The 24,007-nt window shown below is 34.2% G+C and carries 24 protein-coding genes and 2 pseudogenes; 20 read left to right on the forward strand and 6 right to left on the reverse strand.

Annotated features, from left to right (window positions below):
- Window positions 1-140: 140 nt before the first annotated feature.
- From MHB53_RS02940 to MHB53_RS02985, 10 genes and pseudogenes are all read left to right on the forward strand, one after another.
- Window positions 141-506 (forward strand): hypothetical protein, encoded by a 366-nt coding sequence (locus tag MHB53_RS02940; RefSeq protein ID WP_445661394.1) that lies wholly within the window; start codon window positions 141-143, stop codon window positions 504-506.
- A gap of 450 nt (window positions 507-956) precedes the next feature.
- Window positions 957-1,946, forward strand: coding sequence for a zinc-dependent alcohol dehydrogenase family protein (locus MHB53_RS02945; protein WP_340915658.1), 990 nt, complete (start codon window positions 957-959; stop codon window positions 1,944-1,946).
- 108 nt (window positions 1,947-2,054) lie between these two features.
- Entirely contained in the window at window positions 2,055-2,240 is a 186-nt protein-coding gene (locus MHB53_RS02950) for a hypothetical protein (RefSeq protein ID WP_340915659.1), read from the forward strand.
- 117 nt (window positions 2,241-2,357) lie between these two features.
- A pseudogene (locus MHB53_RS02955) lies at window positions 2,358-3,446 on the forward strand (NAD(P)H-dependent flavin oxidoreductase); the annotation flags it as partial.
- Between the two features lie 458 nt (window positions 3,447-3,904).
- Window positions 3,905-4,660, forward strand: coding sequence for a sulfite exporter TauE/SafE family protein (locus tag MHB53_RS02960; protein WP_340915660.1), 756 nt, complete (start codon window positions 3,905-3,907; stop codon window positions 4,658-4,660).
- Between the two features lie 276 nt (window positions 4,661-4,936).
- Window positions 4,937-5,515, forward strand: coding sequence for a DeoR family transcriptional regulator (locus tag MHB53_RS02965; RefSeq protein ID WP_340915661.1), 579 nt, complete (start codon window positions 4,937-4,939; stop codon window positions 5,513-5,515).
- A 183-nt stretch (window positions 5,516-5,698) separates the two neighbouring features.
- Window positions 5,699-6,457, forward strand: coding sequence for a FixH family protein (locus MHB53_RS02970; protein ID WP_340915662.1), 759 nt, complete (start codon window positions 5,699-5,701; stop codon window positions 6,455-6,457).
- A gap of 259 nt (window positions 6,458-6,716) precedes the next feature.
- Complete coding sequence (locus MHB53_RS02975) at window positions 6,717-7,967, forward strand: serpin family protein (RefSeq protein WP_340924438.1); 1,251 nt, start codon at window positions 6,717-6,719, stop codon at window positions 7,965-7,967.
- Between the two features lie 29 nt (window positions 7,968-7,996).
- Window positions 7,997-8,977, forward strand: coding sequence for an ATPase (locus tag MHB53_RS02980; protein WP_340915663.1), 981 nt, complete (start codon window positions 7,997-7,999; stop codon window positions 8,975-8,977).
- A 217-nt stretch (window positions 8,978-9,194) separates the two neighbouring features.
- Complete coding sequence (locus tag MHB53_RS02985; protein ID WP_340915664.1) at window positions 9,195-9,743, forward strand: NADPH-dependent FMN reductase; 549 nt, start codon at window positions 9,195-9,197, stop codon at window positions 9,741-9,743.
- 222 nt (window positions 9,744-9,965) lie between these two features.
- On the opposite strand, the gene MHB53_RS02990 is transcribed toward MHB53_RS02985, so the two are convergent.
- Both MHB53_RS02990 and MHB53_RS02995 read right to left on the reverse strand, forming a co-directional pair.
- Window positions 9,966-10,325 carry a winged helix-turn-helix transcriptional regulator gene (locus MHB53_RS02990; protein ID WP_340915666.1) on the reverse strand — a complete coding sequence of 120 codons (360 nt, stop codon included), beginning with the start codon at window positions 10,323-10,325 and terminating at the stop codon, window positions 9,966-9,968.
- 132 nt (window positions 10,326-10,457) lie between these two features.
- A complete protein-coding gene (locus MHB53_RS02995; protein WP_340915667.1) occupies window positions 10,458-10,598 on the reverse strand; it encodes a hypothetical protein in 141 nt (46 codons plus the stop codon).
- 64 nt (window positions 10,599-10,662) lie between these two features.
- Here MHB53_RS02995 and MHB53_RS03000 point away from each other — a divergent pair, with 64 nt between their 5' ends.
- Window positions 10,663-10,950, forward strand: coding sequence for a hypothetical protein (locus MHB53_RS03000; RefSeq protein ID WP_340915668.1), 288 nt, complete (start codon window positions 10,663-10,665; stop codon window positions 10,948-10,950).
- A gap of 172 nt (window positions 10,951-11,122) precedes the next feature.
- Here MHB53_RS03000 and MHB53_RS03005 read toward each other — a convergent pair whose 3' ends face one another.
- Complete coding sequence (locus MHB53_RS03005; protein ID WP_340915669.1) at window positions 11,123-11,539, reverse strand: hypothetical protein; 417 nt, start codon at window positions 11,537-11,539, stop codon at window positions 11,123-11,125.
- A 128-nt stretch (window positions 11,540-11,667) separates the two neighbouring features.
- Between MHB53_RS03005 and MHB53_RS26205 the strand changes: the two are divergent.
- Window positions 11,668-11,846, forward strand: a pseudogene (locus MHB53_RS26205) (IS1595 family transposase); the annotation flags it as partial.
- Between the two features lie 137 nt (window positions 11,847-11,983).
- Here the strand turns inward: MHB53_RS26205 and MHB53_RS03015 are convergent.
- Window positions 11,984-12,406 (reverse strand): hypothetical protein, encoded by a 423-nt coding sequence (locus tag MHB53_RS03015; protein WP_340915670.1) that lies wholly within the window; start codon window positions 12,404-12,406, stop codon window positions 11,984-11,986.
- Between the two features lie 439 nt (window positions 12,407-12,845).
- On the opposite strand from MHB53_RS03015, the gene MHB53_RS03020 reads away from it, so the two are divergent.
- From MHB53_RS03020 to MHB53_RS03045, 6 genes are all read left to right on the forward strand, one after another.
- Window positions 12,846-13,091 carry a hypothetical protein gene (locus MHB53_RS03020; protein WP_340915671.1) on the forward strand — a complete coding sequence of 82 codons (246 nt, stop codon included), beginning with the start codon at window positions 12,846-12,848 and terminating at the stop codon, window positions 13,089-13,091.
- 439 nt (window positions 13,092-13,530) lie between these two features.
- Window positions 13,531-14,271: an alpha/beta hydrolase gene (locus MHB53_RS03025; RefSeq protein WP_340915672.1), complete on the forward strand. Its 741-nt coding sequence runs from the start codon at window positions 13,531-13,533 to the stop codon at window positions 14,269-14,271.
- 222 nt (window positions 14,272-14,493) lie between these two features.
- A complete protein-coding gene (locus tag MHB53_RS03030) occupies window positions 14,494-15,144 on the forward strand; it encodes an ArsR/SmtB family transcription factor (RefSeq protein WP_340924440.1) in 651 nt (216 codons plus the stop codon).
- A gap of 47 nt (window positions 15,145-15,191) precedes the next feature.
- Window positions 15,192-16,460 (forward strand): MFS transporter, encoded by a 1,269-nt coding sequence (locus MHB53_RS03035; protein ID WP_340915673.1) that lies wholly within the window; start codon window positions 15,192-15,194, stop codon window positions 16,458-16,460.
- 312 nt (window positions 16,461-16,772) lie between these two features.
- Entirely contained in the window at window positions 16,773-17,204 is a 432-nt protein-coding gene (locus MHB53_RS03040) for a group-specific protein (RefSeq protein WP_340915674.1), read from the forward strand.
- Between the two features lie 712 nt (window positions 17,205-17,916).
- Window positions 17,917-19,353: a DEAD/DEAH box helicase gene (locus MHB53_RS03045; protein WP_340915675.1), complete on the forward strand. Its 1,437-nt coding sequence runs from the start codon at window positions 17,917-17,919 to the stop codon at window positions 19,351-19,353.
- Window positions 19,354-19,580: 227 nt separating this feature from the next.
- Here MHB53_RS03045 and MHB53_RS03050 read toward each other — a convergent pair whose 3' ends face one another.
- Window positions 19,581-20,957, reverse strand: a complete 1,377-nt coding sequence (locus MHB53_RS03050) for an MATE family efflux transporter (protein ID WP_340915676.1) — start codon at window positions 20,955-20,957, stop codon at window positions 19,581-19,583.
- 26 nt (window positions 20,958-20,983) lie between these two features.
- Window positions 20,984-21,445: a GNAT family N-acetyltransferase gene (locus MHB53_RS03055; RefSeq protein WP_340915677.1), complete on the reverse strand. Its 462-nt coding sequence runs from the start codon at window positions 21,443-21,445 to the stop codon at window positions 20,984-20,986.
- A gap of 141 nt (window positions 21,446-21,586) precedes the next feature.
- Here MHB53_RS03055 and MHB53_RS03060 point away from each other — a divergent pair, with 141 nt between their 5' ends.
- Window positions 21,587-22,414 (forward strand): MerR family transcriptional regulator, encoded by an 828-nt coding sequence (locus tag MHB53_RS03060; protein ID WP_340915678.1) that lies wholly within the window; start codon window positions 21,587-21,589, stop codon window positions 22,412-22,414.
- 604 nt (window positions 22,415-23,018) lie between these two features.
- Complete coding sequence (locus MHB53_RS03065) at window positions 23,019-23,297, forward strand: DUF2277 domain-containing protein (RefSeq protein ID WP_340915679.1); 279 nt, start codon at window positions 23,019-23,021, stop codon at window positions 23,295-23,297.
- Window positions 23,298-24,007 lie beyond the last annotated feature (710 nt).

Below are 24,007 nucleotides of genomic sequence, written 5' to 3' on the forward strand. Positions count from 1 at the left end.
TGGATTCCGGTGATACTAATTTTATAGGAGTGGTAAATGCCGAGCAATACAAATCGTTTGTAGATGAGGATTGGGAGTTAGACTCTCTACTGCAGCATTTTACTAAATGAAATGAAGATGGACATATTTTGGTGTTCCAGATGACAGAAGAAGGTATTGAACATTCTTGGAATGTCGAAGTAAAAATAGGAACAAATGTAACAGAGCAAAAATGCTTTAGACAAGCGGAAGGCTATATAAAAGTAACCGATAATCAATTATATATAGTTGATTATGACTGTCTTACCATGGCTGCCCAATTCGAGAGTGAGAAAGTACCTGATATAAATTGTTCAACTTATAAAATTGATATTGAAAATGGAATATATAAAGTCGATATTATTCAATATTATAATGTTAATAAACATGAATACATTGGAAAGAATGACGAAGATATTTTGCTTCATTTTATAAAAGCATCTGACTTCCAACAATTAGTTGAACATGTTTTATGGTGCAACTTTTAACATTCAACAAAAAGTAAAATGTCTACTGTGATAGTAAGGGTGGAGTAATATCTCCCCAAGATAGAAAGCCATGATAACTTTTTAAGCTATTTGCCTCTCATTATCACCATTCGGTCATTTAATAATAATTAAAAGTGAAACCACCCTTAGCTTGGCAGAGCATTAAAGGGCGGTTTCTATAATAATTCACTCTCCCGTTAATTTACAAATGATCAATAATCATTGTATTTACATTCTATAGATTTATCCTGTCGATTAATCCACCCCCTTAAGCCGTGAGTCGAAATTGCATTATACGTCTCCTCAATGAGCGGAGACGCCTTTTTAATATCTGAGAAAAACCCAAACCGTAGTGTATAGAGCTTCCAATTCATAAATTGGCTAATCAGATTGTTTCATTTATGATAGTAATATAACATCGACTTTTTATCTTAAAGGAGACTTAACATTTTGAATGCCAAATGTGTTACATTTTACGAGTTTGGAAGTCCTGAAAATGTATTGAAAGTTGAAAATAAAAATATTCAGCAACCTATGAATGGGGAAGTTCTTGTTCGAATGACCATGCGTCCGATAAATCCATCCGACTTATTACCGATTTATGGTGCATATTCTCATCGTATTTCTTTGCCATCCATACCTGGCTATGAAGGGGTTGGTATTGTTGAAGAGGTAGGATCTTCCGTTTCTCATGAATTAATCGGGAGACGCGTTCTACCTTTGCGTGGGGAAGGCACATGGCAAGATTTTGTAAAAACATCTGCAAATTTAGCAGTTCCCATACCGCGTTCCATTTGTGATGATATTGCTGCACAATTATACATAAATCCGCTAACTGCTTGGCTAATTTGTACAAATGTTCTAGCATTAAAACCGGATGATATATTACTTGTAAATGCTGGGGGATCTTCAATTGGCCGTATCTTAGCACAGTTAGCTAAAATTCTTGGATTTAGACTAATTGCTATAACAAGAAATAATTTATACAGGGAAGAACTACTTCAATTAGGTGCTTCATATGTAATAAATACATTAGATTCATCATTTCGACAAACTATTATGGAATTAACGAAAGGGCGTGGAGCAAGTGCTGCCATTGACTCTGTAGGTGGAATAGATGGTACTGAGTTAGCTTTTTGTCTTAAACCTAATAGTATTCTATTAACCATTGGTCTTTTATCAGGGCACCCTGTAAATTGGGCTAAAGTTTCACAACAAACAAAAGTAATAGTTAAAATGTTTCATTTACGACATTGGAATCGACAAGTATCTGTGGAAACTTGGCAAGATACATTTAACCTTCTAATCACATTAATAAACGATAAAAAGTTGAAACTTATGACACCTGATTCTCATTACGAACTATCGCAAGTACACGAAGCTGTTTGTAATGCTGAATTCTCTAAAGACAATAAAGGAAAAACTTTTCTATCCAGCTAAAGGAACAATGTAAGTTTTGGAAATAGATATACAATTCTAGAGAAAACAGGAAAGTTTTGTCAAAGTATTGTATAATCTTCATATATCTATCAATTTAGGAGGAATTAAATGGCGTTTAGCTTATTTGCTTTTGTACCTATTATTTTATATTTAGCAATTATTGTTTTTGGCATTTATTTTGTTATTAAAGTAATTAAATTCATGAACGAGAAGACAAAATCAGACCGAGAAAAAAATGAAAGGCTTAATGAATTAATTCAAGTTATCAGTAAAAGTGAAAAAAAGAATAATTAAATCTCCCTTTGTAAGAAGGGGGATAATTTTTGTTTTAAACATAAATTGATCACTCAAATAAGGATAATTTGATAGAATTGTAACAACTTATGTTTATATTTTCTATATGTTAAATACAAGGAGGAGTTTGTGATGCTGAAAAATAAAATGACTGAACTTCTGCAAATTGAGTACCCAATTATTCAGGCCCCTATGGCTGGTGGAATCACAACTTCGACATTAGTAGCCGCCGTTTCAAATAGTGGCGGACTGGGAACTATTGGAGCAGGGTATATGAGCCCCGCACACATACGTGAACAAATCAGGGAAGTACGGCAGTTAACACCAAATAATTTTGGAGTAAACCTATTTGTTCCCTATGAATTTAATGCTTCACATAATGAAGTAAAATTAGCTAACCAATTATTACAACCTATTCGTGACCGATTGAATGTAGGTAAAGACCACATTGAACCTCCTACATATATAGATGTTTTGGAAACGTTTAATGAACAAATTAAAGTTGTGGTTGAGGAAAAGGTCCCTGTTTGCTCTTTTACTTTTGGTGTTCCTCCTAAAGAAATAATAACTGAGTTAAAAAAATATGGCATTATTTTGATAGGAACAGCTACAACTGTGAGGGAAGCAATTGAAATAGCGGATATCGGAATGGATTTTGTTGTTGTTCAAGGTAGTGAGGCAGGCGGTCATCGCGGGAACTTTATCAATGATTCCCAGGAAAGCTTCATTGGTTTAATGTCGCTTATACCACAGGTTGTTGACAATGTTAATATCCCAGTGATTGCTGCTGGTGGAATTATGGATGGACGAGGTTTAATGGCATCTATTTGCTTAGGTGCGAAAGGAGTACAAATGGGTACAGCTTTCTTAACTTGTATGGAGAGTGGGGCTCATAAGGAACATAAAGAAGCAATTCTTCATTCTAGCGAGGATCAGACGGTTTTAACTCGAACTTTTTCCGGTAAATGGGCTAGAGGGATTAAAAATAAATTTATTGTTGAGATGCAGGAACACGAAAAGGCTTTTCCGGATTTCCCAATTCAAAATACACTTACTCAATCTATTAGAAAGACTGCCACTTTACAAAATAATCAAGATTTCATGTCACTTTGGTCCGGGCAAAGTCCGAGATTGGCTAAATATCAAACCGCTGAAACATTAATTAACAATATGATCACTGAGGCTATAAAAATAATTAAACTATAATGATTTGCAGACCTCTTTTTTTGATGTGCAAAGTAATCTACACCTAACTCAAATTAAGATTGACTATTTTTATCCTAAACAAGAAGCGTCACTTCTGCTGGCTTCAGATCCCGTCCTAGGGAGTTTTGCAACATTTGCATATAATCCCTTTAAACATACATTACCCACACCTTAAACAAAGCGTTAAAGACCTTAATTAACGCGAATATTATATCTGAATACTAAACTCAAAACCTACATATTATGTTATAATTATAGGAGATAAAATAAAAGGAAAAACTAGACTTTAAAGATGAAAAAGCATAATTTAGCGAAAATATCATTCCAGCTTTTTTATGCATTTTCTTTTATTACAATCTAAAATATAACTAATAGAGGGAGCTAAGTAATTTGAGTTTATTAAAATTTATGAATAGTGAATTTAAGGGTAATGTTGGGGTTCTTAAGGGGGCTAAGTAGTGTCTGTAACGATTATTTTATTAGTAGTAGCTGCAGTATTTGTTGGCGCATTAATGAGAACAATGTTTGGTTTTGGGGAAGCAATTGTGAGCATGCCCCTGCTTGCACTCCTCCCGATTCCTCTAAATACTTCTGTTTCTTTGATTGGACTGGCTGGTCTTACCGTCGCTTCACTTACTGTAGTCAATGGCTGGCGTCATATTGAACGTCCTGTTTTGATCCGATTAGCAGTTTCTACAGTTATTGGAATCCCTGCAGGACTTATCATGCTTCATCTAACTCCTGCAAACGTTATTACGACTGGACTCGGTATTTTTTTGATTGCTTACGGGGGCTATTCAATGATTAAGAAAAAACTTTTAAAAGCGATTGATCGCCCATTACTAAACTCCAAAGGTTGGGTGTTACCGTTCGGTTTTGCTTCAGGAGCATTGGGCAGTGCTTATAACTTTAATGGGGTACCGGTTGTTGTCTATGGAACTTTACGTCAATGGAATCCAGATCGCTTTCGTGGTACATTGCAAGCTCATTTTCTGATATCCGGCGTTCTGGTTGTAACTGGACATGCTCTCGGTGGGCTATGGACGATTGACTCACTAATCCTATTTGGTTATTCTATTCCAGCTATTCTTTTAGCTACAATGCTAGGTATATTTTTTAATAAGCGAATTCCTGCTAAGAAATTTGAAAGTTATTTATTTCTTATTATCACTATACTTGGCATAATATTGTTAGTACCTAACGGACAACACTAATAACATTCTAACAACATAATGAAAACATTATGTCATACATTTAGTTATATAAAAGCCTGTATCAACGTAATCATTGATACAGGCCTTTTCTATTTGTTACAGCTTGATTAAAAGGATGGGCTACAAATAAAATTCGATCTCTACCCTATAAAAATGTTAAAATTCAACATTTATTCACATTTAACATCATAATCACCTTGAATTCATTTCCAAAAACAAATAACCTTAAATGATAGAAGCATTATTTGGTAAGGATTAGGAACAGGAGGTGAAATTATGTTACCAATTGAACGACAACAACAAATTTTAACATGGTTAAAACAAGAGGAGACCCTGCGAATTTCTGAAATTAGCAATAGATTAAACGTGTCTGAAATGACGGTTTATCGGGACTTAAAACCATTAATTGATAAGAAGAAGGTATTAAAAACATCAAACGGGATTACACTTTCAGTAGAAAATTATGCTTCTTCTAACACTTGTACATATTGCCATAAACCTTCAAATTCTCGACTATCAGTTCAGCTTATTAAGGTTAATCAACAAGTGGAGAACACCTGTTGTGCCCATTGTGGTTTATTGCGATATCAAGATATAAAACAGGATGTTGCGCAAATAATTTGCCATGACTTCTTAAAAGACACGACAATAAGTGCAAAGATGGCAGCATTTGTTATGGATGCGGATCTCGCCCTTAATTGCTGTCAACCTCAAGTTATTCCTTTTGATTCTTTACATCAAGCAGAACAATTCCAATTAGGATTTGGAGGAAACATTTACAACTTTGAAAATGCAATTAATGCCATAAATATAGAAATGAATGGAAAAACTTCTTGCCATTCAAAAAAGGAATAAAAATCAATCTTGTCATAAAAAAGGGAAGCAATTGCGGATTGTCCTAGAGATAAAGTTGTCCGATTTTAACAAATCTTAAATGCTATAAAAGCTGCATCAAAAAAGTATGAGATAAATTTTACATTATTGAATAGTATTTATTCCAATCTGATTTAATAAACTAATAGGGTGAGGTAATACATTATGAAAAAAAATATCTGGATGTTTTTGCTAGTGTTCGTTTTAGTTATGTTATCAGCATGTAACGGAAATAAAGTAGAGGAATCTGAAATGCCAGAGATAATAGAAGTACAGCTTGAAGTGGCTGAAAGTATTGACGTAAATGAAAAGGTTATAATGAAAGCAGTTGTTACACAAGGGGAAGAAAAAGTTGCAGATGCAAATGAGGTTGAGTTCGAAGTATGGGAAAACGGAAAAAAAGAAGAATCTAGTTTGATTGAAGCAAAAAATAATAATGACGGCACATATGACGCAGAAACAACATTTGAACATGATGGTGTTTTTACAGTACAAGTGCACGTAACAGCAAGAGGACTTCACACAATGCCGAAAAAAGAGGTAACTGTAGGAACGGGTGCGACGCATGAAGTAGATCATGAAGTAGGACAGGAAGAAACGCATCAGGATCACGGCGAACATGCAGATGGATTCAATATGCATTTTATAAAACCGGAGGACGTAAAAGTTGAAAAAGAAACAGAATTCACTGTCCATTTACAAAATGAAGATGCGCCTCTAGAGAAAGCAAGTGTACGCTATGAAATATGGAATGACGATATTTCCGAAAAACATGACTGGGTAGATACAAAAGAATCAAATCCCGGTGAATATACAACTACGCATACTTTCAAGGAAGCTGGTACTTTCACAGTTCAAATTCATGTCACTAATGATGATGGGTTACACGAACATGAAGAGCATGAAATCGAAGTGAAAAAATAAAATTATAACAATATCCAATGACTAAAATTCCGGTTTGATAATAAAACCGGAATTTTTTTCGTTCACATGAAAGATAGAACAGTTATCATCAAGAAAGATTGCTATAATCTATTTATATAACGTTTCCATTAACAAAGGACAGGGAGTAATAATTATATACATATTTTACTAAATTGGAGTGATTTAAGCCCTTTACGAATAGGTTGTAACTTTTTCCATGTCTAAACAGTCTAAATAATAAAAGGATGTGATGGATTTGATGAAAAAAATGATCGTTCCACTACTATTAGCTAGTACCATTGTATTAGCAGTAGGTTGCGGAACTAAAAATGGCCCAGATAGTTCGGAGGTCTCAAGTAAGGTAGACTTTGGTAAAGAAGATTACAAAAAAATTGTTGCCTCTAACAATGAATTAGGATTCAAATTATTAGGAAAAGTGGGTGCAGATGAAAATGATAACACATTCATTTCACCTACAAGTTTGTTGATGGCATTGTCCATGGTTTATAACGGGGCGGATGGTGTGACCAAAGAAGAAATTGCGAAGACAATACAGGCTGATGGAATTGATGTAAATGAGTTAAATAAAGCGAATCTTTCGTTAGTGACCAAGCTTCAAAAAGACTCAGATCAAATTCATCTGAATGTTGCCAACTCCATTTGGTTAAACGAAAATTTTCATTTTCAAAATGATTTTGCTCAACATAATAAAGATTATTTTAATGCAGAGTTACAGGAAATTGATATATCTGATAGTAAGTCTCCAAAAACGATAAATGATTGGGTTAAAAAGTCGACGAACGAGAAGATTGACGAGGTTGTGGAATCCCCCTTAGATCCTAACTTAGTAGCAATGATTATTAACGCGATTTACTTTAAAGGTGCTTGGACGTATGAATTTGACAAAAGTAAAACAGAGAATCGAACATTCCAGCTAGCAGATGGAACAAAAAAAGATGTGCCATTAATGACGCTGACGAAAGAATTAGATTATATAGAAAACGAAAACTTTCAGGCAGTCACACTTCCATACGGTGACGGAGAGATGAGTATGAAAGTATTTCTTCCGAAAGAAAACTCCAGTTTAGACGAATTCAAGAAATCACTTACAAATGAAAATTGGAAAAAGTGGAACTCGGATTTTCATAAAAAAGAAGGTACGATTATCATACCTAAATTTAAATTGGAATACGAAGTTCTATTAAGTGAATCATTAAAAAGTTTCGGTATGATCAAGGCTTTTGCGAAAGATGCAGATTTCACGAAAATGATTAAAGAAAAAGATCCATTATGGATAAGTGAAATTAAACAAAAAACATTCGTTGATGTTAATGAAAAAGGAACGGAAGCAGCAGCAGTAACTTCCATAGAAATGAGAACAACGTCCATATCTGTAGATGAACCATTCCATATGGAAGTTAATAGGCCATTCTTCCTAGCAATCACGGATGACGAAACAGATACGATCTTATTTATGGGTTCCATCTCCAATCCGCCGGAAGGAAATTAAATACTTAATAAATGGAAAGGGGAATTTAAATGCAAAAAGATTATGTAATTGGATTAGAAGGTGGAGGTACTAAAACTCGCGTGATGGTTGCTGATTTGAAAGGAAATGTGATCGGCTATAAAGAGTCTGGTAGTGCCCACCCAGATAAAGACCCATTTGCTAAGAAACATATACGAGAGTCCGTTTTAGGAGCTTTAAAAAATGCTAAAGTCGAATTAAATCAGGTACAGTTTTTTATTGCGGGACTTCCTGGCTATCATAAAAAGGAAGATCTTGAATGGGCAATACCATTAATAAATATAGATGGATTAACCTCTCCTAGATTAATAGTTAATGATTCTGAAGTGGGTCATGCAGGTGCCTTCTTGTTTGAACCGGGAATTATGACTATATCTGGAACAGGATCGAATATAATGGGAAGTACGGAAAATGGGCGAATCATATTTAATGGTTCTTTTGGTCACTATGCACCCACAGCAGCACGCTTTCTATCTTATGATGCAGTCTATAGAATATTAGCTGGTCAGACTCTACCAGAAGACCAACCACTAGTAAGTAAGTTTATGGATTTTTGGGATATTCAACTGGAGCATGAATTTCGAGAGCGTGCTTCACAACAGTTTATTAACGATCGAATGGAGCGCGACCGCCAATTTGGATTAATGGCACCAATGTTGACTGAAGCGGCCCTCGAAGGTGTACCATTAGCAAAAAAAGTTTGTGAAAATGCGGTTCGATCATTAGAGAACGGTATTCGATTAGTTGGAGGTTCTTTTCATGAACAACGCGTAAAAGTTTGTTTTGTTGGTAGCGTAATTCGGAGTACATATATTCGTAATCAATTAACAACGGTTCTGCAAGAGACTTCAAATAAAGACTATCAAGTCATTGAACCAATACTATCTCCCGTTGCCGGTGCTGTCGCAATGGCGCTTAAAAAGTGCGGAATAAAAATGGGAGAAGATTTGCTCGCTAGTTTATTGCAACATCCACAGTCCAAAGTTGAGTAATCTAAATAATTTCATTTGAACATTCGAGTACAATAGACGAAGTATGTTTAAATTCAAATTCGAAATAAAGACAATATATTGTTTGAAACCCTAAACCTCTATAGTATCTTTTAGGATACTATGGCACTCTCAAGTGCGTTCTTCCCATTTAGGTTTATTTGATCTATAATAACAAAAGAGGAAAGATATAAATCATAATTTAAGGGAGTTTTACAACATGGCAATCAAAGTAAAAGCAATTATCGGTAGTACAAGTTCAACTTCATTCAACTTAAAAATCGTTGAACATATAAGAAATCGATACGCAGACCAATTGGATATTACACCTGTCTATATCAATGACCTTGAAACTTTTTCAATTGATATAGAAAGCGCCCCACCAGCAAACGTAAAAGCTTTTAAAGATAATGTCAAAGATTCGGACGCTGTATTATTTGCAGTACCTGAATATAACTACTCCATTCCAGGGGCTTTAAAAAATGCAATCGACTGGTTATCACGTGGCGGAGATTTCACAATAAAAGATAAACCTGGATTCATCGTAGGATCTTCTATGGGTGTATTAGGAAGTATCAGAGCGCAAATCCACTTAAGAGAAATTCTTTCCAACCCAGCGTTAGCACCTGTTCTACTACCAGGTAACGAAGTTTACATTGGTTCTGTTCACGAAAAAGTAAATGAAGCTGGCGAACTAACTGATCAAAATACGATAAACTTCTTGGATCAAGTAGTTAATAACTTCATTGAATTTTATAAAAAAAAATAATGCAACAGCTCTCGTTTAAGTAAATTAACATCTAAAAAGCTACTCTTCGGGAATGTATAAAAGGCTGTCGAGAAAATCTCGGCAGCCTTTTATACATTTGAGCTATAAGTAGAACTCAGCTTTAGATAACAACCACCTAAACGGCTTTACCTAGTAACAAGAAAACGAATTAGACAGAAAGAAGAAATATTCGACGCCTAATCCGTTATAAAGTTCTACTGGTTATTGCACTTCGCTTATATTCTTGTTATCACTTTTCTTTTGCATGTGAACGGTATGAGCAGTTCCCCACTTATGCATCATATCTAATACTGGCTGCAAACTTCTCCCATATTCAGATATAGAATACTCCACTTTAGGAGGGATCTGTGGATAAATAACTCTGTTAACAATATCTTCATCTTCCAATTCCCTTAATTGTTTGGTCAACATTTTTTGTGTAATATCCGGCATTAATCTTTTAAGTTCACTAAACCTCAGAGTCCCTTCAGTAAGTAAATGCAGTAAAATAATCGGCTTCCACTTTCCTACTAAAATGCCTAAAGCTTCGTTCACATTACATAATTCAGGCTTTATCTCCATATTTACCTCCATTAGTATCTATTTGTATACTATAGCACTTTGAAGCACCTACTCCCCATAATGTCGGGCATATTTATAATAACACATATCACGATTCATTACTTTCAATGCTAGAAAAATCGGTGAGTGCAATTATTGTTCCAAAAGCTGAAACAGTCTTGTATAATTCAGCTTTATCGTGTGATTAATAGCAATTACACTTGCAGTTACCAGTCCATACTGAACAATAACATCAAGTTGATTATGTTTTGATATCAATTCTATACTGGTCATTGTGAGTTATTTCCAGAAATAATTGGGATTCCCGAGGTATTATTAAGTCAAAGGTATCGAATATATGTTATATCAAAATGCGACGCCCAGTATGTACTGGATATTTGATAGGATAGGAATTCGTAAATACTTTGATTCTATAATTCTTTCTGCCATTGCGAATGAAGTAACAGGAAAAGCCAATTATAATATCACTCTCGACCATTTACATCTAAAAAAAGAGAAAAGTGTATTTATTAATAATAAAACTGAAAATATTGAAGGAGCCGAACAGGTTAAGATTAAAGGTCTTTATTTGGTTAGAGAAAAGTTTGATTTCCAAGAAATATTAAAAGAACAAACGTTATTGTAAGTATATAAAAAGAGGCTGTCTCCGAAAAAATATTTAGTTTACGGGCTCTTACTCCAACCAAACTAAGGTAAAGTACCTTTTTCTTATTCAAGGAAAAAGACAGTTTGATTATACAATGAAATTAACCCCTTAATGTCACATTAGCCGTAAAATGTGACATTAAGAAATACAATTAATCCGCAGTATATTTAGTTAATTTATCAAATTCTTTACCAGAGATATACCGATGCTTGTAGGTAATGACACTATAATTGGTATATTTCTCCCCAGGTATGCGAATAGTCATACGAATTAACTTATAAGGCGGGTTAAGTGGTCCTTCAAATCCAATAACTCGTATTGACACATCATATGAATCATTTTCAATATCTCTTGATACTTTTTCAATCCTACTAAAAGTAAATAACTGGAAATCGCCGTATTTATTCATAATTTCGTGTATGGTGGTTACCCCCAAGTACCTTAGATAAGCTAATTCCATTATGGAAGGAGGCTGATTTTGAGGAATTATTTCTGTTGTGGTTTTTGCTTCACTAACACTAGTGTACGAAATGAAAATGATAAGAAATAATAGGGCTGTTTTTCTCATTATTAAGTCTCCCTGTAAATTATTAACTTATTTTTTACAAGAAGATGGATTTTATTCATAAAAACTTTTGGATAGAGGATGTTAAAGCTGAAGAAATTAATTCTGTGATTGGTGAATAAACTTACCCGTCTGCTTTACTATGTAGTGATACAGCCAGCAACTACAAGAAATTTTCTACAAAGAAGTAACTACAACAGGAAACGGTTAATGAATGCAAAAAAGAACGAGTGAAAAAGGGGATTTTAACCGGTAAAAAAGTTGGATGTGCGTTCAAAGTGTGGCGACTAAATATTTGAATAATTACCTTTCTTGTTCTGTTTGCACCATGATTTAGGGAAAATTTTTACATTTGAAAAACTGGTAAAACGAAGGCTTAGTTCAACGTGTCAAAAATGCATATTACTATAGTTAATATATTGAGGAATGCTTAAAATAGACCCTAATTTAAAGGGTTATAGTGAAGTTTAATAATGCCAAGAATTTGGTTGTGTCGCCTTCAAATGTGAAGAAATACGGTCTGTTTTCATCGTCAAAAACCATCAAATATGGGTTTTCTTGACCGGGAAATATGATTATTACTTCATCAGCAAGGTCATTAAACCATTGATTTTTCACCATAATATTAGGTTTTAAAGGGATCTTTATCATAAATCCTTTATTTGGAATAGGGTTGGATTTAACATATACGCCTGTTATTTCTTCGAGAAACTTTTTTACTTCTTGTTGCAAATCGGTATCCGATTGAACACTCATAATAACTGTTCCTCGATCTATATCAAAAATTTCAATTTGTTGATTAGTTTGGGCCGTAGCAATTGTAGAAGTTAATTGAAAAGCTATAATAACTTCTAATACCTTTTTAATCACCTGAACCACCTCAAAGGTATTATCCCCTGATAATCAAGTTGTATAAGAGAAACCAATTATTTTCAAAAATAAAAACGACAACAGTCCTTAATATTAGCGGATAACTGGAAAGAAAATGCAATCCAAACTATTGAAAAAGGCTTTTGACGAAAATGATTTGAATTTATGCAAATGTTATATAGTAGGAGATTGATGAGAGATATGATAACAGTGAAAATGTCGGCATAACAAAAATATTGGTTATAACAGGAAAAGGACAAAGCTCTTGAAAGAGTATCCAACATATATTCAGAAAAACTAACGTCAACAGGTGCAGGAGTTAAGAATGGAACTTTTTGCGACTCTGGCTTACCACATAATACCATCGAACTGTGATTTAACATTCTCTATCTACCAACTTATCAATATGTTAAAATTTACTAATAAGGGTGGTGATAGAGTGAATTCATTTTCTTACAAAATACTAGGATTTATTTTTTTATTAGCATCGGGACTAATCTATGCATTAGAGGACTTATCCTCAGTATTATCTACAAGTATTATCCAAGCTGGGTTCTTTTCTGGACAAATGAGTGGATCAGTACCAGAAGTAGAAAAAGCACATTTATTTGATAACTTATTTGTTCCCTTATTCTTCCTAATAAGTTTGGTTTTATTAGTCTATGGGTTTAAGAAAAGAGAATAGTCGCTGCTTGCCCGCTATTTGCTGGTTTTTTTAATTAAATCTATGAGACTTAATGTGTCAACTGTGCATGCATCTTAAATCCGTCTAGAATGAAGTAAGTGTAAAATCTTGGCTGTGATATAGTGGTAATTTGTCTAGGAGTATTCCTCAGCTAACTGGGAAGGTTACTGCAGTAACCTTTTTCCACGTCAACGAAAGGGCAGGTTAGTTGAATAACCAATTAAAAATAAAATTCCTCCATTTTCAATAAAGATTTTATTAGTCGCTAGTGTAAGGGCTAGAGGAGATCGAACGGTAGCTATTTTTTTCTTATTGTAATAAAGGATGCAGTTTAGTTCAATAACGAATGGATGTTATACTTTAAACGAATTATAAAAATTCGATGCTCAGCTATTTAATAAAGACTAAGATTATTTATGTAAGTGAGGTATTCAAAATAATGATGAAAATAGTACCACCTAAGCCTTTTTTCTATAAAGGTGGAGAGAAAGCCGTATTATTATTACATTCTTTTACAAGCAATACGATCGATATGAAAAAGTTAGGGAAATATTTGCAAAAGGACAATTATTCTTGCTATGCACCATTATACAGTGGACATGGTTTAACAGCAGAAGAAATTCTCACATATAGACCGTCAGATTGGTGGCAAGATGTACTAAACGGTTACCAGTTGTTGAAAAATGAAGGTTTTGAAAAAATAACTGTGATTGGTCTTTCTCTTGGTGGTGTGTTTGCATTAAAAGTTGCTCAAGAGTTGGAGATAAATGGAGTTGTGACAATGTCAGTGCCAATACATAGGGAAGCTACTTTTCTAAAAAAGCGTGTCTTTCATTATGCAAAAAGATACAAACGACTTGAAGGGAAAAATGAAGAACAAATAAATTTAGAAATGAAACTTCTTCAAAATATGTCTATCTATTCATTAGTTGAGTTCCAACAGTTTATTGATATAACGATGGATAAATTAGCTCTTTTAACGTCACCAATTCGTATATTATATGGTGAATTAGATGAACCGCTGTATAAAGAAAGTGCAGAGATAATTTTTCAAAGCGTTGCGACGAATCAAAAAACAATAAAGGGATACCCGAACGCTAAACACTTGATGACATTAGGAACGGACATTAACGACGTGAACAAAGATATTCTTACATTCTTAAATGATTTAACTTGGTAGTTTAAATGAATCTTCAACTAACAGTAGCTTTACTTCAAGAAGGAGTAACGCTGTTTCCTTATTCAACGGGTGCTTTCCTTTAATAAAAAATTCATTTTCTACATTATGGCGGTCTTTTTACTCGGGGCAGGATAGTCAAGGAAAGCTGAAAAAAATAATGATTACGATTATAATTCAAGAATTCAATAAAACACTTGAATAGAAAGCAGGTGATTTAAAATGATAAATGAACGATATTTAAAGTATTTATTGTATCATGAATTTTCCAGAATAGGTAAAAGTATCTCTAGTCCAAAACGATTGGAGATTCTTGATATTTTATCTCAAGGTCCAAAGTCGGTGGAGGCACTATCAAAAGCAACTACTATGTCTGTAGCAAATGTATCTCAACATTTACAAACCCTTTCCAAGTCTAGAATGGTAAAGTTTCAGAAGAAAGGAAACTATGTGATTTACGAACTAGCAGATGTAGCCATTTCAGATTTTTTAAATTCCTTGCATACATTATCAGAAAAACAGTTTGTACAAGTTCAACAAATAAAACAAGATTTCTTAAATGCTAATCTCGGCATGGATGGGGTTTCGCTTTTAGAACTGAAAGAACGGATGGAGAAAGGTGAAGTCATTTTGTTGGATGTGAGACCTAAAGAGGAATATGAAGAAGCTCATATTCCAGGTGCTGTTTCTATGCCTATTGAAGAATTAAGAGAGAAACTTTCTACTTTACCAACCAATTGTGATGTTGTAGCTTATTGCCGAGGCAGTTACTGTTTAATGTCGGTGGAAGCTGTTGAACTTTTAAAGTCCAGAGGTGTTAATGCCTTTCGTTTAGAGGAAGGTGTACATGATTGGATAAAATTAACAGAACTATAAATAACTTGGGGGTTAAAAAATGATATTGGGAATCAAGGTAATAAACAATGTCTAGTAATGCCGATGAATTAAACCAAGGTTATCTAAATTCTCAAGAAAAACAAAAAGCGTTATATAAGCGCACACTAATCATTGTAAGTATTTCACAGATTTTTGGTGGCGCAGGTCTAGCAGCAGGAATTACTGTAGGTGCGCTTCTGGCTGAGCAAATGCTTGGAACTAATGCGTTTGCAGGACTTCCAGCTGCTTTATTTACTTTAGGGTCTGCAGGAGCAGCTCTAATAGTGGGAAGGATTTCACAACGGTATGGACGTAGAACAGGACTTACAACAGGCTTTATAACTGGTGGTATTGGCGCGATTGGTGTTGTGATTGCAGCATTGATAAATAGTATTTTTCTTTTATTTGCCTCCCTTCTGATATATGGTGCAGGTACAGCGACTAATTTACAAGCCCGTTATGCAGGAACTGATTTAGCCAATAAAAAACAGCGAGCAACTGCTATTAGTATTACAATGGTTATGACTACATTTGGTGCAGTTGCAGGTCCCAACTTAGTAGATGTAATGGGAAAATTTGCCCTATCTATTGGAGTTCCTGCACTTGCAGGTCCCTTTATTTTATCAGCAGTAGCTTTTATCTTAGCAGGTCTTGTACTTTTTATAATGCTTCGTCCAGATCCATTAGATATTGCAAAAAGGTTAGACGTTTATAAACAAGAACATGAGTATGAAGATGGTTCAGAACCCGTTGATATCAAAAATAAAAGAGGCGTTATTGTTGGTGCCACTGTTATGGTACTTACCCAAATTGTGATGGTTGCTATTATGACAATGACACCAGTCCATATGAAACATCATGGTTATGCCTTAAGTGATGTCGGTCTTGTTATCGGTTTTCATATTGGGGCAATGTACCTTCCATCACTCTTCACGGGGATACTTGTTGATAAAATCGGTCGAACAGCCATGAGTATTGTTTCTGGGTTTACACTATTACTTGCTGGTTTTATAGCAGCACTTGCACCAAGTGACTCTATGATTCTCTTAGTTATTGCTCTTTCTTTACTTGGCCTGGGATGGAACTTTGGCTTGATTAGTGGAACAGCACAAATTGTTGATTCAACTGAATCTTCTACACGTGCAAAGACTCAAGGTACAGTGGATGTTTTTGTTGCATTAGCTGGGGCTTCTGGTGGAGCCTTGTCTGGAATGATTGTGGCTAATTCAAGTTATTCAACATTATCATTTATTGGAGGTATTTTATCCTTATTACTGATTCCAGTCGTGTTCTGGTCTCGTGGGGATAAAAAATAATTATGAATTATAACCGTTTATAATACCCTCTAATTTAAAGGAGGAAAGGGAGCAAGCAAAGAATAAATCCGGGGAACGACAATATTAAAATTGTACATTAAAGGAAAAGCCCACTGTTCTTGTAGGCTTTGCCACTATGAGCAGTATTACTCAATTCGAAAACTCAAAATGGGCAGCCATGAAGAACGAAATAGACAATTAAGTCTATTTCGTTTTTAGAACGTTTATTTGTAAATATAAATGTCTGTTACCCAATGTGACTAAAGTAATCTGGTTAGTATTACATAGAAAACAATAGACAAGGAGGATACAATGGAGAAATTTTATGTTGCATCAAGTTTTAAAAACATAGTTGCAGTTCGTTGCGTTAGTAAGCAGTTAATAAATAAAGGCTACATTCAAACATATGATTGGACGAACAATGCAAGATCTTCAACACTTGAAAATTTAAAAGAAATAGGACAAGAAGAAAAAAATGCTGTAATGGAGGCAGACTTTATCATAGTTTTATTACCAGCTGGAAAAGGAAGCCACATTGAATTAGGTATTGCACTTGGACAAGGCAAAAGAATATTTCTATATTCACCGAATAACGAAGTAAGTAATTTTGAATCAACCAGTACGTTTTATCATTTACCTGAAATTGAAAAATGCTTTGGAACCATAGATGAGTTGGTAGATTTTGTTGATTTGAAGTCAAAAAGTTTATTAAGCGACGGAAATGATAGTTTGAAAAGGATTTGATGGTGGAAGTCAAAATCGAATAAATCTGAAATTCCTATTCATTCATTTACTATCCTTATCCCTATAAAATATTAATTATTGTTACTAAGGAGTTTTAGAATTAGATTAACCGTTCAAAAATAAGCATAATTATATAAATGAGGAAAGAATAGAAAGAGTGACATTTTATAATAAAATCCACAAAATGCAATTACAAAGAAAAGTTTAAGCTAGTGAAAATTGATATCGAACACTTAAACAGAAGTAATCTCTTTACAAAGAACAGAAATAATAAGCCATCGTCATTTTACAGAGGTTAAAATGTTTGGTGACTAAAATACAGGTTCATACTTAAGAAACACTACATATCATGTTATACGCTGGGCAACATATGGGAGTATAAGCGGTAGCTCTTGGTCCGTTTCTAATTAATTCAGAAGAAGGGATCGTGCATAAAGAAAAGATTGTATAGACGGGAAGATTAGGTGTAATTCGAAGTTCTTGAAGCATTGAAAATGAATAATGACATCTGTTTTTAATTTTTATAGATGTATATCTTAAACATCTCATTTTAAAATATAGCCGCAAATAACTTTCATTCTAGAAAATGTATTATTAATAGCTGCATTTTGTTAAAAATTAGTTTATTATTTAAAAAGTCATAATTAACTCTTAACTGACGTATTGATCCCGTTCGTGAGATAATGCACTAAGAATGTGAGGTTGAATTAGTATGATATTTCAAGACTTTGGTTTAAGTAAGGAGATTACACGGGCGCTAGACGGACTCGGTTATTCTTCAGCAACAGAAGTACAAGAGAAGGTAATTCCCGCTGCGTTAGATAGCATCGATTTGGTCGTTAAATCACAGACTGGAAGCGGGAAGACAGCAGCTTTTGGCATTCCTATTTGTGAATTAGTGAAATGGGATGAGAATAAACCACAGGCACTTATTTTAACACCGACACGCGAACTTGCAGATCAGGTTAAAGAAGATATGACAAACATTGGTCGGTTCAAGCGAATTAAAGCAGCTGCAGTATACGGTAAGCAGCCATTTGCTTATCAAAAGGAAGAATTGAAGCAGAAATGCCATGTTGTTGTCGGAACACCTGGGCGCGTATTTGATCATATTGAGCGTGGAACCATTGCGCTTGAACAAATTAAATATTTGGTTCTTGATGAAGCAGACGAAATGCTTAAAATGGGATTCATTGATCAAGTTGAAGCGATTATCAATAAATTGCCTAAACAGAGAGTGACATTGCTTTTTTCTGCAACAATTCCAGAGAACATCAAAAAACTATGTCATAAATATATGCAGAATCCGAAGAATATCGAGATTGCCTCAACCATCACATTAACTGATAAAATTGACCATTCCCTTATCGTGGTAGAGGAACAGCGAAAATTTGCTTTGTTACGCGACTTGACAGTTGTTGAAAATCCGGATAGCTGTATCATATTTTGCCGTACAAAGGATCAGGTAGATGTGGTAACGGATCAGCTTGAAAAACTTCATTATACATGTGATAAACTGCACGGAGGCATGTTTCAGGAAGATCGATTCGCAGTGATGGAAGAGTTTAAGCTCGGTAAATTCCGCTACTTAGTGGCTACTGACGTTGCAGCAAGAGGAATTGATATTGATAGTATCACGCACGTCATCAACTACGATATCCCTTTAGAGAACGAAAGCTATGTACACAGGGTAGGGCGAACTGGACGAGCAGGTAAAAGAGGGAAGGCGATTTCGTTTGTCACACCATACGAAGATAAGTTCTTAGCAGAAATCGAAGCCTACATCGGTTTTGAAATACAGCGCCGCAATGCACCGTCTCAGAAATCAGTAGACGAAGCGATGGAAGCATTCGTTGAAAAGTTAGAAAGAATACCAGAATTGAAAAAGAACAAAAACGAAATGGTGAATAAAGATATACTTAAGCTTTATTTCAACGGTGGAAAAAAGAAAAAGCTACGTGCTCTCGACTTTGTTGGGACAATCACAAGCATTCCAGGAGTTACTGCTGAAGACATTGGAATCATTAAGATCCAAGACGCCATGACGTATATTGACATACTCAATGGCAAAGGCGGGCTGGTTATGAATAAGATGAAAACGAAAACTGTTAAAGGTAAGTTATTGAAAGTGCATATTGCGAATAAATGATTATTGACCATTTTTATGCTTTACTGCGTGAAAATAGGAATAGCATTCTTTTCAGGAAGATTGGATTTAATCAATCTTCCTTTTTATTTTTTAAAAATCAAGTTGGTTTTAAGGTGAAAACGAGTTAGTGTCGTATATCATTCTATCTTCAACCATATTAAAAATGAATATTATTTTATAAGGCCATCTATCAAAAATGAACCGCCCTTATTCAAGGCGGTTGTCTTTTATGATTCTAGAACATTTGGAACGTTTTTAGGAACCACTTTATTTTTATCTGAGAGAGACTTCAACTTATGATTATAAATGAATAACGCGATAGCAGTTATTGCCTCCGCTATAGGAAACGCGAGCCATATGAAATCTGTACCGAATACAGTTGGTAGTAGCCATAGTAACGGTAAAAATAAAATGATACTTCGAGTTACTATGATAATAGTAGATAATTTGATCTTTCTGACAGCTTGATAAAACTCCGCATAAATTAAGTTATAGGCTAAAAACAAATAGCCAATAAAGTACATGGATATTCCTTTCATTAGATAAGAAGAAACCTCTTTTGATGTCACACCAAATAATGACACAATAAAATCTCCAAATACCCAACCTACAATAAGGATAAGCATTCCTAAAGCAATTCCAGTTTTAACAGCTAACTTTAAAAATCCTTGTAGTCTGTCTAATAAATTTGCTCCGTAGTGGAAACTTACAATGGGCTGAAGGGCTGCACCGATACTAATAAATAACATTAAAAATACGACGTGTAAATAATTCACTACTGCATATGCAGTTACGCCAATCTCGCCTACAAAGTGCATAAATGTAATATTATAAGCAATGATGATAATAGCTGCCGAGCTTTCCACAATAAAACTAGGAACTCCTATTTTTAATATATCGCTCATAATAGAATACTCAAACTTCAAACGGACAAATTTTAATACACTTTCCTTACGCAAGAAATGAATTAAAAGTATAAGTAACCCAATTGCAGTAGAAAGGGCAGTAGCATATGCTACACCACTAACACCTAGCTTATATACAAATATAAATAAGTAATTAAAAAAGATGTTTAAAAGAGAGGTGGTGATCAAACCTAGCATTGCTAACTTTGGATTCCCGTCATTTCTTATAAAGATGCTTAGTACATTTTCAATAACATATAAAATACCGAATACTAATATGATATGAAGGTAATCTAGTACATACGGTAATATTTGATCATTTGCGCCAAATAAATACGCTAATTCTTTTTGTTTCCACAAACCTAAAATGACTAGCACGCCAACAATTAATAGAACCAGAATAAATGATTGGGTAAAGATAGACCTCGCTTTTTGAATATTATTTTGTCCTAAAGAAATCGAATATAATGTTGCGCCACCCATCCCGATCCATAGAGAAATCGAAAGTAAGATCGAAAAGATAGGTACTGAGATATTAATTCCGGCTAGTGCTTCAGGTCCAATTCCGTTGCTAACAAAAATACCATCGACTAATATGTTAATTGCCATCAACATCATACCTAATACTGAGGGAATCAAATAGGAGATAAACAGTTTTTTAGTTGGAGTATTTCTTAATTTTATTGATGTTTCATTCATAAAAATTCACCTTTATATTTCAAGTATTATTTGGACACACTTATTGTTTTCACCATAATCTTTTCATCATTAACATCAGATTCCCCATTTAGATGAAAATCAAATTTTTCATACAAATGAAGTGCCCTTTTATTATTTCCAACTATACTTAGGTACAGTTTCTGACACGAAAATTCCTCCGTGATTTTGTCTATTAATTCTTTCAACAAGATTGTACCTAAACCACAACCTTGATACTTCTTATCAATTAAAAAACGATCTAGCCATATCCTACCATTTTTACTTTCATCTGAAAAAAATCCATACATTGCAAAACCAACAAGATTATTATCTGAATAAAGACCAACTGGTTTGTAAATTGCACACTCCTTCGCTTCTTTTAAACATTGTTCTGTCGTTTCAATGAAAGTTGTTTGTGTTTCATCAACACTTAAACTTAAAATATCTGGAACGATTTCATTCGTCACATCTCGAATAGATATATTCATGACTTCAATTTCCTTTCTATATTTTTAACCACAATTACTAATGCTCATGCACAAACTTATTTCTGAGTCATAGACGCCTTTTAATGGTATAGTTACATCGTAAAGTATACGGTAACCGGATAGTCAAGGGGGGAATGTCGAATGAGTGAAAATCTACGGAAATACTTTACAACGGGTGAATTTGCGAAAATATGCAATGTAAAAAAACAGACACTTTTTCATTATGATGAAATTGGGCTCCTTTCACCCGAATATAAAAGTGAAAAAGGATACCGGTATTATTCATATCAGCAATTTGACGTCTTTACCGTTATTGAACTTTTAAAAGAAGTGGATATGCCTTTAAAAGAGATTAAATTATTCCTTAATAAAAAATCTCCTTCAGAATTGATTGAACTTTTGAAGAAAAAATCGTTGGAGATTGAAAAGAAGATAGAGAATCTAAACAGAATACGAAAGATTATTGATACGAAGATATCTTTAACGGAAAAGGCGTTAACGATTGATTATTCGAAAATAAGATTAGAAATCCAAGAGGAGGAGCAATTGATCCTAAGTAGTTCCATTTTAAATTGTTCTGATCGCGAGTTTTTGAAATTAGTTTCTCAATTTATTTATTTCAGTAATATTAATAAATTATATATTGGATATCCTATTGGGGCTTTGTTAAGTAAGGAAAAGATGATACAAGGGGATTATGAAAACTATTCATTCTTATATACGAAAATAATAGATAATCCCGAAGGTACTATTATAACGATAAAACCAAAGGGACTATATGTGATTGCCTACCATATAGGTAGTTATAAAAAAGTGGCACATACTTATGAAAAAATCTTAACATTTATTGATGAAAATAATCTGGAGATCAAAAGCGGTGCATATGAGGAGTATGTATTAGATGAGATTTCTGTCAGTGGTTATGATAATTACGTAACACAAATAGCGATAAAAGTGGCCACCCTTTAAGTGTATTTTCATGATTTGTCAGTTTTCATATTATATTTAGCGCGATACATATATTAACGATATATAGTAAAGACGACAAAATTTTAAATTAATTGGAATAGAAGGGTGGTACTGATACAGAAGTATCATCTTTGCCTTTTACTATATGAATGGTTATTCCATTAATGCTTCTGTAGTTCAATAATTACCTATACCGAGGTAACTACATATATCAAAAACCCATGCCGACCAAATTGTAATTCTTAACGGCATTCCAAGATCCAGATAAGACATTTTATAAATGTACGCCGTCTTGAAAATTCAACATTTTTGTGTCAAGATATGTATATAATTCTCAAATGATTTTAGAACGCCCGTTTGTTGGTTAAATCTAAACCATAAGGAATGTCTCGAATGAAACAAAATCTTTATTATGTAACGTAAAACACTCCTCAGCTACGCCAACAAATAAAACAGAAAATGTTTCGACTAGAATGGTGAAACAAATAGGAAATTCATAGGTCTAGTGGACAGGACCTAAATCTACGTAGTATTTAGCAAGATGAAACCAATCAAGTTGAAAAAGATGTTCTACAAAATAACAATAACGAGAGAGGATAAATACATGTGCCGAAACATTAAAACACTTTATAACTTTGATCCTCCAGCTACCGAAGATGAAATTTATGCAGCTTCACTTCAATATGTGCGAAAGGTCTCTGGTTTCAACAAGCCTTCAATGGCAAATGAGGACGCTTTTAACCATGCTGTTGAAGAAATAGCTATCATTACACAAAACCTACTAAACATACTTGTATCCAGTGCCGATCCTCGTGATCGAGAAGTTGAGGCCGAACGGGCACGGGTTAGAAATGCAAAAAGATTTGGAACTGAGAAGAATTAAGCGGGGATCGCTTATATCATATGTCTTTTACCCAGGAGATCATTAGAAATGGAAATGATCTCCTTTGGGTCATATATTAAAAAAATTACAGATGTTGACACGTAGTAAATTGCGCGGCGTGGAATCTCTTCCGCATGGGAACGATGGAGACAAATACTGAAAGCACATTGTTATGGTGTACCAATGGTTGGAACATCCTGTAACATTGTCAATAAATTAAAAACGAACTCCGACTGGGTTCGTTTTTTCAATGGTCCTTCAATAATTTTGTATTAGTACACCAAAGCGCAGTAGTAGAACGCCAGGGGTAAAGGAATTTTATGCTTCTATTATGTACATTGGATAATCCATTTATAAAATCTCATTTCCAAGTTCTATAGGTTGCAGTCAATCCGTAACGTTTTAGATGTATTGTTTGTTGTACAAAATGACTTCATAGAAAGAGAGGATGTACTTAATGAGAATCCATCAAAACGGGTAGTAATAGCTGTCACCATTTTATTAATCACAGCTGTTTTTTTTACTGCTTATTACTCGAATAACGACGAAGAACAAATAAAAGATAATAAATATAAGGGTTGGAAGATAGGGAAATCAATTATAAGCTGCTAACGACGAAGAAAATGGAGGTTAGTGATACAAAGCGTAGTGGCTGAATTGGAAAAGGGTAAGGGAGTTGTTGGATTTGTAATGATTTTTACTGATTGAGG

Origin of the sequence: Bacillus sp. FSL K6-3431, assembly GCF_038002605.1 — a bacterium.
GTDB lineage: Bacteria > Bacillota > Bacilli > Bacillales > Bacillaceae_C > Lederbergia.